This is a genomic window from Streptomyces sp. LX-29 (assembly GCF_029541745.1).
Taxonomy (GTDB): Bacteria; Actinomycetota; Actinomycetes; order Streptomycetales; family Streptomycetaceae; genus Streptomyces.
On the sequence record NZ_CP089746.1, the window covers coordinates 3,687,300 to 3,702,016 of the forward strand.

Here is a 14,717-nt window from a genome sequence, read left to right on the forward strand (position 1 = left end):
CTTGGCTTCCTTGGCCACCTTGGCGGCCTTCGCTGCTTGGGCCGCCGTCGCCGCTTGCGTGCCCACGGACTCGGCGGCCTTGGCGGCGGCGGCCGCCTTGGTCAGGGCGAGCCGGGCGACAGTGGACGGATCGGCGGAGGAAGCCGCGACCGCCGGAGTGGCGGCGGCGTGGGTGGAGCCGGGTTGCGGGGCACCGGCGAACACGGTCTGCCCGGCCAGCCCGGCGCCCGTGGCGACCGCCGCGAGCAGGCCGACCGTAAATCCGGTGATCTTTCTTCGTCTGATCGTCTTGAGTCGGTCCATACGGCGAGTCAAGGCGGCGACCGCCGGGCCGGTCCCGTAGACACGCGCGCGGGGAGCCGCGATTCAGCCGTCTGCACCGATTCGACCACCTGCACCGATTCGACCGGCTGCGCCGATTCGACCACCTACGCCGATTCCGAGGCCGCGAGGGTGTCACGTCCGGGTCGGGTGACCGGCCGACCCGTCGTCCATGCCGAGGATCAGGGCGGAGGTGGGCACACCGGTTCCCGCCGTGACCAGGACATGGCGGACCTCCGGCAGCTGGTTGACGGCGGTGCCGCGGAGCTGCCGCACCGCCTCGGCGATGCCGTTCATCCCGTGCAGATACGCCTCGCCGAGCTGGCCGCCGTGGGTGTTGAGCGGCAGCGCGTCCGCCGCCACGAAGTCCGCCGCCTCGCCTCGCCCGCAGAAGCCGAACTCCTCCAGCTGCATCAGCACGAAGGGGGTGAAGTGGTCGTACAGGATGCCCACGTCGATGTCTTCGGGGGTGAGCCGGCTGGTGCGCCACAGCTGCCGCGCGACGACACTCATCTCCGGCAGCCCGGTGAGCCCGCCGTCGTAGCCGCGGTCGCGGTAGTAGCTGGTCATCTGCTCCTGCGCGCGGCCCGCCCCCTGCGCGGCGGCGCGGATGACGGCCGGCGGGTGGCGGAGGGTCCGGGCCCGTTCCACGCCGGTGACCACCAGGGCCTGCCCCCCGTCGGTCTCCTGGCAGCAGTCCAGCAGCCGCAGCGGCTCGGCGATCCAGCGCGAGGCGGCGTGGTCGGCGAGGGTGATCGGACGGCCGTAGAAGTACGCCGCCGGATTGGTCGCGGCGTACCGGCGGTCGGTGACCGCGACATGGCCGAACGCCTCAGGGGTCAGCCCGTACGTGTGCAGGTAGCGCTGCGCGGCCATGGCGACCCAGGAGGCCGGGGTGAGCAGGCCGAAAGGCAGCGACCAGCCGAGCGCCGTGCCTTCGGCGGAGGGCTCGCGGTGAGTGACGCCGGAGCCGAAGCGACGGCCGGAGCGCTCGTTGAACGCGCGGTAGCAGACGACGACGTCCGCGATCCCGGCGGCGACGGCGAGCGCGGCCTGTTGGACGGTGGCGCAGGCCGCGCCACCGCCGTAGTGCACCCGGGAGAAGAAGGACAGCTCACCGATGCCGGCCGCCTGCGCCACGGTGATCTCCGGGCTGGTGTCCATGGTGAACGTGGTCAGCCCGTCCACGTCGGCGGGGGTCAGCCCGGCGTCGTCGAGCGCCGCCCGCACCGCCTCCACGGCCAGCCGCAGCTCGCTGCGGCCGGAGTCCTTGGAGAACTCGGTGGCGCCGATCCCCACGATGGCGGCCCGACCGCCGAGGCTGTCGGCACGGTGCAGACTCATGGCGTCCTCCGGCGCCGCGGGTCGGGCCGGGGCGGGTCGGAGGGCCGGGGTGGGCCGGAGGGCCGGGGTGGGTCGCAAAGCCCTGGTGGCCCGGGCGGGTCGGAGGGCCCAGGTGGTGGGGGTCGCTCGGAAGAGCCCAGCTCGACGGTGGCCTCGCCGGTGACGTGCCGTCCCAGGGAGTTGCGGCCGACGATCCGTACCCGCGCCGTGCTCCCCTCCACGGCGGCGACGGTCCCTGTCAACGTCAACTCGTCCCCCGGATAGTTGGGCGCTCCGAGCCGGATGGCGAGTCGACGCAGCACGGAGGCCGGGCCCGCCCAGTCGGTGACGTAGCGACCGACCAGGCCGTTGGTGGTCAGGATGTTCATGAAGATGTCCGGCGTCCCGCGCGCCCGTGCCGCCTCCGGGTCGTGGTGCACGTCCTGGAAGTCGCGGGAGGCGAGGGCCCCGGCGACGATGAGGGTGCGGGTGACGGGGATGCGGAGCGGGGGCGGCGCCTGGGCGGCCCGGAACACGGGCAGTAGCTCCCCCTCCGCGTCATGGAGGAACTCCAGCTCGACCTCCATGCCGATACGCACCGCCTCCGGCGGCACCCCGACGATGTTGCTGATCATCCGGACACCCTCGGCGAGCTCGACGAGCCCGACGACATACGGGGGGTCGAACGCGAGGAACGGCGGGTGGTGCATCACGACGCGGCTGAAGACGGTGCCGCGGCCGGAAGCCCGCACGGTGTCCCAGCCCTGCCCCCCGCAACCGTTGCACCCCGGCAGCCAGGGGAAGCGCAGGGCGCGGCAGTCGACACAGCGCTGGATCAGCAGCTGACCGGCGGCGACGCCCTCCCAGAACCCGGCGTTGTCGCGGTTCACGACGGGCTGCGGGCGCGCCGGCCGCTGACCGGGGCGGACGGGCCCGGGAGCGGGGGCGGAGCCGGGGGCCGGAGCCGTTCCGCACGATCGAGCCGGGTCCGAGGACGGAACCGGGCCGGGGAACGGAGCCGGACCGGGGGACGGAACCGGGTCGGGGCACGGAACCGGGTCAGGCCGCTCCGAACCGGCGTGCGGCGGCGCGTACTTGAGGATGCGGAAGCGATGGGTCCCGGCGAGCTCGCCGTCGGCCCGTAGGTCCATGCGCGTGGTGACGAAGTGGCCGCGACCCAGCCTGGTGGTCTTGAGCGGCGAGACGGACTCGATCACGGCGTCGAAGGTGACGCGGTCGCCGGGACGCAGCAGGCGTGGGTACTCCTGCTCGCAGTCGGTGGCGACGACGGAGGTGAACCCGGCCCCGTCCAGCCGGGACAGCAGCTCGTCGTAGGCGCTCGAACGCTCGCCGGCGGCACCGCGGCCGGAGAGCCCGCGCATCGTCCACACCTGGAGCATGGCGGGCGGGGCGACGGCGGGGTAACCGGGGTGGGTGTCGCCGACGGCCTCGCACCAGTGCCGGATCATCGGCTCGTTGACGGGGTCCTTGCCCCGCCCGCCGATGACGGCGGCGTGGCCCTCGTACGCCTTCAGCTGCTGGTAGAGGGAGTCGGCGCTCATGGTTTTCTGACTATCCGTCAGCTATGCGACTCCGTCAAGACATTGCGGCGCGGAGGGGCGGGACGGCCGGTTTGGTCGGGCTGGCCGGGTTGGCCGGGGGCCGGGGGCTGGGGAATCCGGGGAGACGGAAGCGCGACGGCACCGAAGTGCCGCCGCGCGACCATCTGACCTCACCCAGTCCCTTTCAGTTCACCGCATCACCACCACGGAACGAAGACGACAGTGGCGTTGTGCTGGTCGATGTAGACGTCCTCGGCCCCGATGACACTGGCGGTGTTGTTCTGGTTCGACGCACCGGTGCCGGTGGCGATCTGCTGAGTGGTGGTGGAGTTGCCGTTGTTGTCGTCGCCGACGCCGCTGCCGACGATGGACCCCACGGACTTGTTCGGCCCGTCACCCGCGCCGTCGTCCCCGTCCGCGTGGGCGACGCCCCCGAAGAGCGCGACGGCGAGGGGGAGAGCGGCAACGGCGGCCAGGGTACGGGCGGGACGGATACGCGCCATGTCCATTCCTCCAGGAAATCGAGAGTCGAGGTGTGGGGAGCCCGGGATGGCGGTCGGCCGGTCGCCCCTCGGTGTCGCTCCGCCACGGTCGTACTGAAGCGTGACGACGTCGCGGAAGCAGAGTTGCCCATGAACTCCCTGGCGAACCATCCGTGTTGTCCCAATTACCTCGCAAGCATGAGGAACCTTTCTTAAACACCGCTTGCGCCCCCAATGCACCCCTCTCCCTCACCCCAGGCGGTCACAGGCCGTAAGGGAGAAGGGAAGAACCGTTCCCGCATGCCTTCGGCCACGCACGGCCCCCGACGCCCCCGAATCCCCCGCTTCGGACCTCCCTCACCCTTCCCAGAATCGAACATCTGCGCGAAAATGACCCTATGGCGGACAACCCCCTGGTCCACGCCCTGGCCGCCGCGGCGCACGGCTTCGCGGTGATCCCGCTGACCCGCGCGAAACTTCCCGCCGTGCGCTCCCCGCACCACCGCGACCCGGTCTGCGCGCCACCACCGGGGGTCGACCCGGACTCCACCGAGCCTCCGGGGCCGGAACGGGGACGGTCCCCGACCACGGGCACAGGCGGGAGAGCGGTCATGGGCACGGATCCGTGGTCGGTCATGGGCACGGACCCGTGGTCGGTCATGGGCACCGACCCGAGCCCGGACGCCGACACCGACCCGAGCCCGGACGCCGACACCGACCCGAGCCCGGACGCCCGTACGGGCCCGAGGCCGGACGCTCACACAGGCCCGAGCCCGGACGCCCGCACGGGCCCGAGCCCAGGCCATGGGCAGAGGGGTGCGCCGGGCCGTGGGCCGGGGGGTGATCCGACGACGCCCGGCCGGGGGTGCGGACCGGCGACGCCCCGCCCCGCGCGGGCGGCCCCCTGCCACGGTGAGTGCGGACGGCTCGGTCACGGCGTCTACGACGCCTCGACGGACCCCGACACCATCCGCGCCCTCTTCGCCGCCGCCCCATGGGCCACGGGCTACGGCATCGCGTGCGGAGTCCCCCCGCACCACCTGGTCGGGGTGGACCTGGACCACAAGCCCGCGACGGCCACCGACGGCCTGGCGGCCTTCGCCCGGCTGGCGCGCGAGGACGCCTTCGCCGTCCCCCACACGGTGACCGTCCTCACCCCCAGCGGCGGTCGCCATCTGTGGCTCACCGCCCCGGGGGACGCTCCCGTCCACAACTCCGTGGGTCGGCTGGCACGCGGCGTCGACATCCGTGGCCTGGGCGGCTATCTGGTCGGGCCGGGCTCCCGCAGCTCGCGCGGCGACTACCGCCGGGCCCCCGGGTCCCCCCTCTGGACCCCGGCTCCCGCACCGGAGGCGCTGCTGCGCCTGCTCGCCCCGCCCCGTCCCGTCTCCCGGCCGCGGCCGACCCGCCCCCTCACGCCCCACCGTGCCGCCGCCCTGGTCGCGTTCGTCCGCGCCTCCCGCCCCGGGGAGCGCAACTCCCGCCTCTACTGGGCGGCTTGCCGCGCCTGCGACGCGGGAGCCGACCCGGCCCTCACCCATGCCCTTCTGAACGCGGCCCTCAGCACCGGCCTCCCGTCCCACGAAGCCGCCGCCACACTCGCCTCGGCGGCGCGCCGGGACGGGCTCCGAAGCGCCGGTCAGGGGTGAGCGGCCGGCCCCCCGGCGTCCGCGCTGCCCCGTGCCGCCTGCCAGGCCGCGGGGTCGTGGAAGTGCACGTCGTAGCGGTCCTGTTGGGGCAGGAGGCTCTCGAAGGGCTCCAGTCCGTGCTGGATGCGGCCCAGGGCCCGGAAGTACCCGAATCGGTCGACGCCCGGCGTCAGCACCGCGATCAGGTCGGCGGTGGTGCCAGCGGCGGCTCCGAAGGCGTGCGGCATCGTCGGCGGGACGACGACCAGTCCGCCCGCGCCCACCGGCTTCAGCTCGCCGTCCAGGAAGAACTCCACCGTGCCGTCGAGCACGTAGAAGAGCTCCGTGGAGAGCGCGTGGTGATGCGTCCGGGCGCCGTCCGCGCCCGCGCCGAGGGTGAGGCGGTTGGCGCCCAGCGCGCCGCCGGTCTCACCGCCGTCGGCCAGCAGCCGGAAGCCTCCGCCGTGCGGCAGCGGCACGTGTTCGGCCTGCTCGGGCAGGATGACGAGCGCGTCACGGGTTTCCAGGGTCATCGTTCCCGGTTCCTCTCCGGAGTCTCCGCCAGGCCCGACTCCGTTCGCCGTGGCCGACTCCGTCGACTCCCACGGCTCCATTCGAGCCCGGGAAGAAGCTCCGTACCAGAAGCGGTTTCCACCGGCAGAAATCATCGATCGTGATGAATCGGGGGACGGGTGGAACTGCGGCAGCTCCGGTACTTCGTGGCCGTGGCCGAGGAGGGCGGGTTCGGCCGGGCCGCCGAACGGCTCAGCATCGTCCAGTCGGCCGTGAGCCAGCAGATCCGCCGTCTGGAACGCGAGCTCGGGGTGACCCTCTTCGACCGCTCCACGCGCCGTGTGCACCTCTCCGGCGCCGGCGAACGGCTGCTCCCGGAGGCCCGTGCCGCCCTCGCCGCCGCCGAGCGGATCCGGCGGGTGGCCGCCGACATCACGACCGGCGACGAGGGGGTCCTGCGGCTGGGCGGCGTCCAGGGGCCCGGTGATCGGATCTACCGGCTGCTCGCCGCGCTGTCGTCCACGGCCCCCCGGCTGCGCGTCCGGCTGCGGCGTCTCCCCGTCTCCGACCGACTCACCGCCGTGCGCACCGGCGAGTTGGACGCCGCGCTGGTCCGGGCCCTGCCCGCGGCGCCGGGGTTGGAACTCCTCCCCGTCTGGACCGACCCGCTGTACGCGGCCCTCCCCGCGGACCACCCCCTGGCGGCCGAGCCGTCCCCCCGTCTGGAACACCTGGCGGAACTGCCGCTGCGGCTGGCCCCGCGCGAGCAGAACCCGCCCTTTCACGACCTGGTCACCGAGGCGCTCCGCACGGCGGGCGCCGACCCGGTGCCGGGACCTCCCTTCACCCACCTCCAGGAGACGCTCACCGCGATCGCCGCCGGCGCCCCCTCCTGGACGGTCTTCTACGACGTGGTCGGGCTGCCGCCGCTCCCCGGCGTCGCCCTCCGCCCGCTGGCCGGGCTCACCCTGACCACCTTCCTGGCCGTGCTCCCGGGCCCTCCCCCCGCGCCGGTCCGCCACCTCCTCCAGGCCGCCGCCAGCGCCGAACTCCCGACCTGACCAGGCGCTTCACGACCAGTCAGACGGCAACCGACCCGGCTCCCACCCACTCCGGAAAAAATCCTCACCGCTCCTGTCACACGCGCGCGGCGCGCCGTGTCAATCAGGTGACGGGCTCACCGCGCCCGGCCGGCGCGGCCCGCACCGGCACACCGCCTGATGAGGAGCACCTTCGGATGTCCACCACCTACGTCGTCATCACCGTTCTGGCCGCCGTCATGTCGGGCTTCTCCGCCGGCTCGATCTTCTTCAACGCTCCCTGGGTCGTGCAGCCCATGATCGACTACAGGGTCCCGCGCGGTTGGTGGACCTGGCTGGGCATCGCCAAGGCCGCCGGCGCCATCGGCCTCCTCGTGGGCCTGGCCATACCGCTCATCGGCGTGCTGGCCGCCATCGGCCTGATCCTCTACTTCACCGGCGCCGCCATCACCGTCGCCCGCGCCCGCTGGTACAGCCACATCGCCTTCCCCCTCGTCTACATGGCCCCGGCGGCCGCCTCCCTGATCCTGGGCCTCACCTCCTGAGCCCGCGCCCCCAGCCACGCGCCGGCATGCACCGGCGAGCCGGGGGACGGGGGGAACCACTATCTCTTGATGCTGCCGACGGTCACCGCGCCCGCGGTGCGGATGTAGGCGCTGAGGGCGTGCAGGAGCATGCCGAAGGCGTGGGAGGGGGGCCGGGAGGCCGACCAGGCGAGCATCGCCGTGCACGGGGGTAGGTCGGTGACGGGGATGAAACGGATGCCAGGCCAGGGCATGAGCCCCCGGCTGCTTTCGGAGACGAAGCGGATGCCGTTTCCCAGACTGACGAGGGAGACGCAGGCCTCCAGCGTGATGCCCGTCTGGTCGGTGTACCGCACCGGACTCCCGTCGGGGCGGGGGTCGGCGGCCCAGAAGTCGCGCCACTCCCGGTCCATCTCGGGCGGGAAGCCGATGACCGGCTGGTCGGCTAGGTCCGCGAGGGTCAGGGCTTCACGGTTCGCCAGTGGATGAGTGTCGGCCAGGCAGGCGAAACGAGGTTCGGTCGCCAACTGAAGCGCCCGGATCCCCTCGGGCATGGGCCCGTAGCACGCCACGCCGTCCACCTCCCCGTCCAGCACCACGCGCGCCTGCTCGACGGGGTCCACGGCACGCCACTCGACGTCGGGAACCTCATGGCGTTTACGCAAGTCCTCGACGAGGATTCGCAGAGCGGGTAGGCCGGAGACGTAGCCCCCGAGAACCACCCGGTCCGGTGCCGCCGGGCGCGCTTGCACCTTTGCGGCACCGCGAAGGGCGTCAACGGCGTCCACCACCGCCCGCGCGCGCGGCAGCAGTGCCTCCCCAGCCGGCGTGAGCTCCACCCGCCGCGTGGACCGCTCCACGAGCGGCACCCCCAGATGCTCCTCAAGGGTGCGGATCTGGCGGCTGAGCGTGGGCTGACTGATGAACAGCCGCCTGGCTGCACGTCCGAAATGAAGTTCCTCTGCCAACACCAAGAGCAGGCGCAACTGATGCGCGCTCGGATCCGTGGTCATGAATCCCCCCAGCGGCCTACTGATCACTCGTCCGCGACGTATGCGGGCAAGGATATCAGTGGCTCATTCAGCCACGTCGATCACCATGCCGATTTCGGTATCAATCCTCGCGGGACGGACCGGCCACCACACGAATGGAACCCAGCATTCGCCGCCAATGGCTCTCTGCCACCTCACCTCCGCCGCTGTGGCACTACCCAGGCACCACACCCCTGACCCCACCAGCACATACAGCAAAGAATGATTGCCACTGGTCCAGTATCTACTTTCTTCCAGCAGGAAAACCACGGGGGGAACCGGGTCAATCACCATACACACCTCGAAGTATTTCGCAGTGGTGACTACCACCTCTTCGACAACTCGAATTGCGACCCCCAGGTCACGCCGATGATCTCAGTTCAGGAGATTCCCTTAATCGCTTTACCGGCGGACCAAAAATGAGTTACTGCGTCTACTTATACGCATCACCCACCACGCTCGGCGACCTGACCGCCTCGCGCGTGGTGGCGGTCGGCCTTCGACTGGAGCACTGAGCGAGTGCGCTGATCACCGGTCAGGGGAATCACAGGTCTGCCAGCAGAAGTGAGTCCCGGTTCCGCCCATCACACGGCTGCTGCCCGATGAAGGCCGGGGTGAGATGCTCCTCTCGACTGCGAGACAGAGCCCAACACAAAGGGGTGCCCCGTTCCTTGGGGCACCCCTTCTGACCAGCTACGTCGCTGACCTCGGCGGAGAGTGTGGGATTTGAACCCACGGTGACGTCGCCGCCACGACGGTTTTCAAGAGCGCTCCGGTTCCTAGGGTCCCTGCCTAGTTGACCTGCGGAAACGTCCGATACCTCGCCTCGGTCATCTCCGCTGGCCCACACATGGCCCACAGCGACCGGGGCTACGCCTCGAATGGCCCCGGCCGACAGGTCACACCGAAGGCATGAGGCGACTTGTGAAGCCTCCCTGGCAGAGTCGCTCGTACGCCGCCATGACGTCCCCCGGAACGTCCTGCTCGATCATGAAACCCTGCTTGGGATAGATCACGAGCCGCTGGAGCGCACCCACGAGCATGTCGATCACGAGACGGCCGTCGCCGATGCTGTCGACATACTCGGGAAACTCCATCGGCGCCGAAGCGCAAACGATGTCCACCTGAGGCCAGAGCTTGCGAGCGGTCGCGTACGCCCGGCGTTGCTCGTACGGCTTGGAGACAAGGAGGACCGACAAGACGTCGATGCCCGCAGCCTCCAAGAGCTCTCGCGAGTACGTGATGTTCTGACCGGTGTTGGTGGCGTTCGTGTCGACGAGGATCGCGTCCGCCGGAACCCCGAGTCCGACCGCGTGCTTCCGGTAGGCAATGGCCTCACCCTCCGGAAAGCGACTTCGAGTCGTCGGACTGTTAGCCCCGGTGAACACGATCACCGGGACCATGCCCGCCTTATACGCCTCGGCTGCGGCTGTGGCGACACTCAGATCGTGACTGCCAAGGCCGATCGCAACCGAACAAGGCTTCGGGGAGTGGTGCATCTGGTGGTAGTCCCAGACGACCCGGGCGTCGTCCCACGCCTGCGCCGAGATCACTTGCCCGCCTCTCCCCTCACGAGCCGCAATGCTTCGGCCGCCTCGCCGTCGGGGAGCTGCTGGGCCCAGGACATGAACACAGCTCGGACCTGCGCCACGTCGGCCACACCGAGCGCCTTCGCAAGCTGCTCCCACGTTGCTCCGTGCCGCAAGCCCTCTCGGACCAGGCGCTGTTCCTCGTCGTCGACGACGAGGCGAATCACGGCACCGAGGGCGAGCGCGGCAAGTGCGTCGCCAACGCCGACATCACCTGTGCCCCGACCTGCCACACGAGCGGTGTGACGCTCTCGCCTCTCCGCGAGCAGCCACAGGTTGGCGGTGGGGACGTCGCTGGGTGCCGTGATGACCGCTGTGTCGATCGGCTGGGGCTTTCCTTCACTCGGCACGGGGGCCTCCTTCCTGGGACTTCTGATCGCGGGCGGAGTCGGGAACCTTGAAGTCGTACTCCCACGCGAAGCGCGTGGCGGCATGCACACCAATGGCGAACTCCACCACAGTGCCATCAGCCGTGTACGTGGTCCGATGCAGTTCAACGACAGGCTCGCCCGGGGGGAGCTGGAGGAGCTTCACCTCCTCGGCTGTGGGCACGCGCGCGAGCAGCTCTTCCTTCATGTGGTCGATCTCGTACCCAGCGTCGTACAGCACCCGAAATCCACCGCCTCGGCCGGCGGGTCCGGGCTTCGGGTCGACGATGCGGGTTCCTTCGACATGCTCGGGCCGGTAGTAGCTGGTCAAGGTATGCGTCGGCTGATCGCCTTCCTTCACCAGCCGCGCACGTGCGTAGACCTCGGCGCCTGCCGGGAGTCCGTGAGCGGCAGCGACGGCCGGAGGGGCTACGACTCGGCTGACGGTCTGGGTCTGCTCACCGCGGCGGTACGCACGCCCGGACGCGACACGGTCGGCGATGAACGCCACCTCGTCGCCGTCGCGCCACTTCGCCTTGTCGTACCGGGCGATGCCGAGCCGCTTGAGCGGCGCTCGCTGGCGCACGACGGTGCCGTGGCCGCGCGAGGAGGTCACGAGCCCCTCGGCTTCCAGAGCCTTATAGGCCGCGTGAACCGTGGATTTGGAGCCTTCACCCGCGTCCACCCAGTCCCTGATCTGCGGCAACTGGTCGCCCGGCGCATATTCACCGCTCTGGATCTTCTCAGCGATCCGATCCGCCAGCTCTCGCCACTTAGGTGCCATGCAGAACCTCCTTCCGGCATGGACCAGTGAAACACAGTCCTAGGACTGTTGACAGTCCTAGGACTGTGGGCCACTCTCTTCATCAACGGAACGCAGTCCTAGGACAGCGCACCGCGAAGGGCCTTCTCAGGGCTTCTTCGAGCACGCCCGGAGGACCTGGCGACAGGCCCGAAGGCAGCGATTGGACCTTGAGAACTCAACAGAGCGCATGAACGGCGGGGTGGAAATCCCCGCTCCCGAGGCGGCCCGGGTGATGGTCGTCGGCGGCCACTTAGAGGCGGGTGGACCTGTCCCGCCCGCGTGCCAGCTCTGGAGAACACCGCTGGGGATCATCCCTTCATTGCTGAAGGTCAACCCCGGGGTGCCACCTGGTGCGCGCCGCCCTGCTGGCGTCAGAGCAGTGATGATGACGCGCCCGAATCTCAGGCTCGGAACCGGCCCGCCGTGACAACGGCGAGCCGGTGAAGCCTGGCCCCGATACGGCCGTGATGGTGCGGGATCGACTCCCGCTCGGGGCACTCCGGCCGCTGGCCGGCGACCCACACAGAGCGCGGCCCCGGTGTCCTACCACCGGGGCCGCTGTTCGGGCCGTTCCTGTCGAAGGGAGCACGACCCAATGAAGTGCATCGTTGCTGTTCCGGCGGGTGTTACCGCCCTTGATCTCGACCGCGAGCCGTCGGCCGCGGAGCTGGACGCGATCGACCGCGAGATGCCCGTCATCCGGGCGGAGGTCGAGTTGTTGGACGTGCAGATCATGACGCTGGACCGGCCGCTGTCGGAGCTGGACGAGCGGCGACTGCGGCGGGCGCGGCGGCGGGTGCTGGCCGCGCGCGTCGCCGTGATCAACCAGACGGCCGGTGCGAGCGTTCCCGGGGGTGCCGCGTGAGCGCCGCACCCGATACCGAGATCATCAGGGCTCACAAGCTGAGCGCGCCCATGCTTCGTGCCCTCTACACGGGTGAGGAAGGCCAAGTGGTGGCGTGCGGTGTCCGCACGGAGCGCGCCCTGATCGCCCGGGGTCTGATCCACCCCGTTGAGAGCACGCTGACGGAGAAGGGCTCTGCCCTGCTGGCGAAAGTCCGGGGCCAGGGCACGGCTATGGGGTCGATCACCCCCCGCACCGCCGCCGACCTCCCGAAGGGGACCCGCGTCATGTGCGCCGAGGGGCGCATGGGGACCGTCAACGGGGTCGACATCGGGCGCGTCACCAACACTGACCACCCGAATCACGGTCGTGAGTACGTCGGCGTGGGGTGGGACGCAGTCGAGGGTGACATGGGCTGCAACCGGCGCAGCCGCCCCTTCGTCGACGAACTGACTGTGGTCGGGGAGTGTGGCGTGGCCGGCACCGTCCGTTGCCCAGCCGCTCACCCCGACGACCCGACCCCGTGCGACGGCCCGGCCGTCGTGACCGTGCTGGACGCCTACAACGATGGGGCGGACGGCTGCGAGCACCACGGGGCCCGGCTGCTGGCGTCGTTGGAGCGTGGCAGCGTCTACGCCCTGCCCGACGCCCCGGCGGGCGCCGCCATCCGTGTCTTCATCGCCGCGGACGACATCCCGCCGTTCGTCTGGTACGAGGGCGCCCCGCGTACTCAGCCGAGCCAGCGCAGCCGCGCGGAGAACGGCCGCAAGGGAGGTACGGCGTGAGCGCCAAGACCGTTCTTCCCGCCGTGGCGATGACGGCGGTGTCCATGGTCCTCACTCTGGCCGTGGTCCTGGTGTGGCTGGGCACGGCGGTGCCGTGGCCGGTCGCGCTGGTCGTCGGTCTCGGCATCGACGGTGGATGGCTTGCCACGCTCGCCTATGAACGCCGACTCGCCGCGCAGGGCGACCACAACCGCACCGTGACGGGCGTCGGCTGGTTCTTCGGCCTGGTCGCCACTGGCGTCCTCATCGCCCACGCGCTGACCGCCGAAGAGTCGCCGGGCGCGTGGCTGGCCGTGGCCTGGCTGCCCCTCGCGGCTAAGGCAATGTGGCTGGTCCACAGTCTGTGGGAGCGCACCGCCCTCACCCCGGCCGCGCTCGGTGCGATCCGGGGAATCCAGCAAGAGGCCCGTGACGAAGCGGCCGTTGCCCGCGCCCGGCTGCGGGCGGAAGCTGCCACCGAGGAGACCCGGCTGACGGCCGTGACGCAGGCCGGGGCCCGCGTCGCACGCGTCCAGGCCAAGACCGCTGACACCCTGGCCGAAGCATGGTCGACGCTGGAGACGGCGCGGCGGGGCGAGGAGACCGGCAGGGCCCTGACCAGCGTGACGACCCGCGTCACACCTGGCGTCACACCCTCGTGGGAACTCCCCGTGTGGGGTCCCACCGAGCCCGTTCCCGCGCTGGAGACAGGGCCCGCACTCACGGATGAAGCGCTTGACGCGCTGGTCGACGAGATCCGGCACAGCGAGACGCCCGCCCTGTCCTACCGCGAGATGTCCGCCCGGTTCCGCGCGGCAGGCCACTCCGCATCCGAAGTCCGCCTCCGGGCCGCATGGAAGCGCGTGGCCGCATGACCATCTCGACCCCGCCCAAGGAGGGGGGACTTCTATGACGAACCTTCCGGCCCCGCGGCCCACCCCGCCCGCGGTCGTCCAGCTCCCGGACGGCACCTGGGCCTACACCGATCAGCTCCCGGCCCTCCCCGCTCAGGTGCCGGTGCCCCAGGTGATCCATGTGCATCAGGCTCCGCCGGACCGCACCATCCAGCGCGTCGCCCTCGGGGCTGGCGCCGGCGGCGGTGCGGTGGCCGCGGGCGTGTACTTCGGCCCGCTGCTGGTCGCCGCGCTCACCTCGGTCGCGATCAGCCTCGCCATCGCCGCCCTGGTCGTCGCCCTCGTCTGCTCGGCCGTCGTCAGCGTGGTCCGCTCCGTGGCCGGTGCCGACGGGCAGGCCGCGGCCAAGGCGGTCGGCAAAGCCCGGCGGCGTGGCTGAGCGTCCGGCCGCCGTGCTCCACGTGCCGCCTTGGGCGTGGGGTGCGGTGGCCGGACAGCCCGGCCACCACCAGGGAAGGAAGCCGACTCCATGACCGCCCAGACCAACTGGCCCGCGGGCGTCATCGCCCGGTACCGCAACCTCTCCGGCGCCACGGCCGATGTCCGGCTCACGCCTGAGCCGGGCTCCGGCGAGCGCCACGTCACCGAGTGCACCGGATGCCCGCCCGGCGCGACCGGGATCGTCACCCTCAGCCTGACCCGGGCCACCGAGTGGGCCCAGGAACACGCCGAGCGCTGCCGCGCCATCCCTCGCCCGGTCACGGCCTGACGGCTGCCCGACCCGCCCGACCCTGCACCCCGGGCGGTGAAGGGGAGCCGGACAGACCGGCCCCAGACAAGGGGAACCCGATGGCCCAGCACGAGCCCGAGCCGAAGCTGACCGCCGGCGAGAAGGCGCGGGTGGCCTGGTACGTCGCCCGGATGGCCAAGCGCGGCATCGCCGGCGACGAGAACGTCTTCCAGGCCGACTTGGAGCGCAAGGTCGACCGGATCATCGACGGCGCCCGCAAGCGCGAGGAGCGCGAAGCCAAGAACAGCAAGTGACTGCGCCCCCGGGGCGGCCGTCCCG

The 14,717-nt window shown here is 71.2% G+C and carries 17 protein-coding genes and 1 pseudogene; 9 read left to right on the forward strand and 9 right to left on the reverse strand.

All coding sequences use genetic code 11. From position 1 onward, the window contains the following. Window positions 1-456 precede the first annotated feature (456 nt). The 4 genes and pseudogenes from LRS74_RS15825 to LRS74_RS15840 form a co-directional block, all read right to left on the reverse strand. Window positions 457-1,665 (reverse strand): lipid-transfer protein, encoded by a 1,209-nt coding sequence (locus LRS74_RS15825; protein ID WP_277741609.1) that lies wholly within the window; start codon window positions 1,663-1,665, stop codon window positions 457-459. Next, window positions 1,662-2,180 carry a MaoC family dehydratase gene (locus LRS74_RS15830; protein ID WP_277744774.1) on the reverse strand — a complete coding sequence of 173 codons (519 nt, stop codon included), beginning with the start codon at window positions 2,178-2,180 and terminating at the stop codon, window positions 1,662-1,664. The genes LRS74_RS15825 and LRS74_RS15830 overlap by 4 nt, the downstream gene beginning before the upstream one ends. After that, window positions 2,163-3,206, reverse strand: a pseudogene (locus LRS74_RS15835) (OB-fold domain-containing protein); the annotation flags it as partial. The pseudogene LRS74_RS15835 and the gene LRS74_RS15830, both read right to left, overlap by 18 nt. A gap of 197 nt (window positions 3,207-3,403) precedes the next feature. Then, complete coding sequence (locus LRS74_RS15840; protein ID WP_277741610.1) at window positions 3,404-3,709, reverse strand: hypothetical protein; 306 nt, start codon at window positions 3,707-3,709, stop codon at window positions 3,404-3,406. A 464-nt stretch (window positions 3,710-4,173) separates the two neighbouring features. Here LRS74_RS15840 and LRS74_RS15845 point away from each other — a divergent pair, with 464 nt between their 5' ends. Then, window positions 4,174-5,337 (forward strand): bifunctional DNA primase/polymerase, encoded by a 1,164-nt coding sequence (locus LRS74_RS15845; RefSeq protein ID WP_277744775.1) that lies wholly within the window; start codon window positions 4,174-4,176, stop codon window positions 5,335-5,337. Here LRS74_RS15845 and LRS74_RS15850 read toward each other — a convergent pair. Beyond that, the gene (locus LRS74_RS15850; protein WP_277741611.1) at window positions 5,328-5,849 is read right to left on the reverse strand and encodes a cupin domain-containing protein; all 522 of its coding nucleotides are present in this window, start codon (window positions 5,847-5,849) and stop codon (window positions 5,328-5,330) included. The genes LRS74_RS15845 and LRS74_RS15850 overlap by 10 nt on opposite strands. A 159-nt stretch (window positions 5,850-6,008) precedes the next feature. Here LRS74_RS15850 and LRS74_RS15855 point away from each other — a divergent pair, with 159 nt between their 5' ends. Next, complete coding sequence (locus tag LRS74_RS15855) at window positions 6,009-6,890, forward strand: LysR family transcriptional regulator (protein WP_277741612.1); 882 nt, start codon at window positions 6,009-6,011, stop codon at window positions 6,888-6,890. A 176-nt stretch (window positions 6,891-7,066) separates the two neighbouring features. Beyond that, window positions 7,067-7,414: a DoxX family protein gene (locus LRS74_RS15860; RefSeq protein WP_277741613.1), complete on the forward strand. Its 348-nt coding sequence runs from the start codon at window positions 7,067-7,069 to the stop codon at window positions 7,412-7,414. Between the two features lie 59 nt (window positions 7,415-7,473). On the opposite strand, the gene LRS74_RS15865 is transcribed toward LRS74_RS15860, so the two are convergent. From LRS74_RS15865 to LRS74_RS15880, 4 genes are all read right to left on the reverse strand, one after another. Then, entirely contained in the window at window positions 7,474-8,406 is a 933-nt protein-coding gene (locus LRS74_RS15865) for a LysR family transcriptional regulator (protein WP_277741614.1), read from the reverse strand. 917 nt (window positions 8,407-9,323) lie between these two features. Further along, the gene (locus LRS74_RS15870) at window positions 9,324-9,977 is read right to left on the reverse strand and encodes a YdcF family protein (protein WP_277741615.1); all 654 of its coding nucleotides are present in this window, start codon (window positions 9,975-9,977) and stop codon (window positions 9,324-9,326) included. After that, the gene (locus LRS74_RS15875) at window positions 9,974-10,363 is read right to left on the reverse strand and encodes a hypothetical protein (protein ID WP_277741616.1); all 390 of its coding nucleotides are present in this window, start codon (window positions 10,361-10,363) and stop codon (window positions 9,974-9,976) included. The genes LRS74_RS15870 and LRS74_RS15875 overlap by 4 nt, the downstream gene beginning before the upstream one ends. Beyond that, window positions 10,353-11,165 carry a GntR family transcriptional regulator gene (locus LRS74_RS15880; protein WP_277741617.1) on the reverse strand — a complete coding sequence of 271 codons (813 nt, stop codon included), beginning with the start codon at window positions 11,163-11,165 and terminating at the stop codon, window positions 10,353-10,355. Before LRS74_RS15880 ends, LRS74_RS15875 begins: the two co-directional genes overlap by 11 nt. Window positions 11,166-11,781: 616 nt before the next feature. Between LRS74_RS15880 and LRS74_RS15885 the strand changes: the two genes are divergently transcribed. From LRS74_RS15885 to LRS74_RS15910, 6 genes are all read left to right on the forward strand, one after another. Next, a complete protein-coding gene (locus tag LRS74_RS15885) occupies window positions 11,782-12,051 on the forward strand; it encodes a DUF6284 family protein (RefSeq protein ID WP_277741618.1) in 270 nt (89 codons plus the stop codon). A gap of 50 nt (window positions 12,052-12,101) precedes the next feature. After that, complete coding sequence (locus LRS74_RS15890; RefSeq protein ID WP_277741619.1) at window positions 12,102-12,815, forward strand: hypothetical protein; 714 nt, start codon at window positions 12,102-12,104, stop codon at window positions 12,813-12,815. Beyond that, entirely contained in the window at window positions 12,812-13,669 is an 858-nt protein-coding gene (locus LRS74_RS15895) for a protein spdB (RefSeq protein ID WP_277741620.1), read from the forward strand. Before LRS74_RS15890 ends, LRS74_RS15895 begins: the two co-directional genes overlap by 4 nt. Window positions 13,670-13,703: 34 nt before the next feature. Further along, window positions 13,704-14,087 carry a DUF6251 family protein gene (locus tag LRS74_RS15900; RefSeq protein ID WP_277741621.1) on the forward strand — a complete coding sequence of 128 codons (384 nt, stop codon included), beginning with the start codon at window positions 13,704-13,706 and terminating at the stop codon, window positions 14,085-14,087. Window positions 14,088-14,177: 90 nt separating this feature from the next. After that, window positions 14,178-14,417, forward strand: a complete 240-nt coding sequence (locus LRS74_RS15905) for a hypothetical protein (RefSeq protein WP_277741622.1) — start codon at window positions 14,178-14,180, stop codon at window positions 14,415-14,417. Window positions 14,418-14,497: 80 nt separating this feature from the next. Continuing rightward, a complete protein-coding gene (locus tag LRS74_RS15910; RefSeq protein WP_277741623.1) occupies window positions 14,498-14,692 on the forward strand; it encodes a DUF6257 family protein in 195 nt (64 codons plus the stop codon). Window positions 14,693-14,717: the final 25 nt, after the last annotated feature.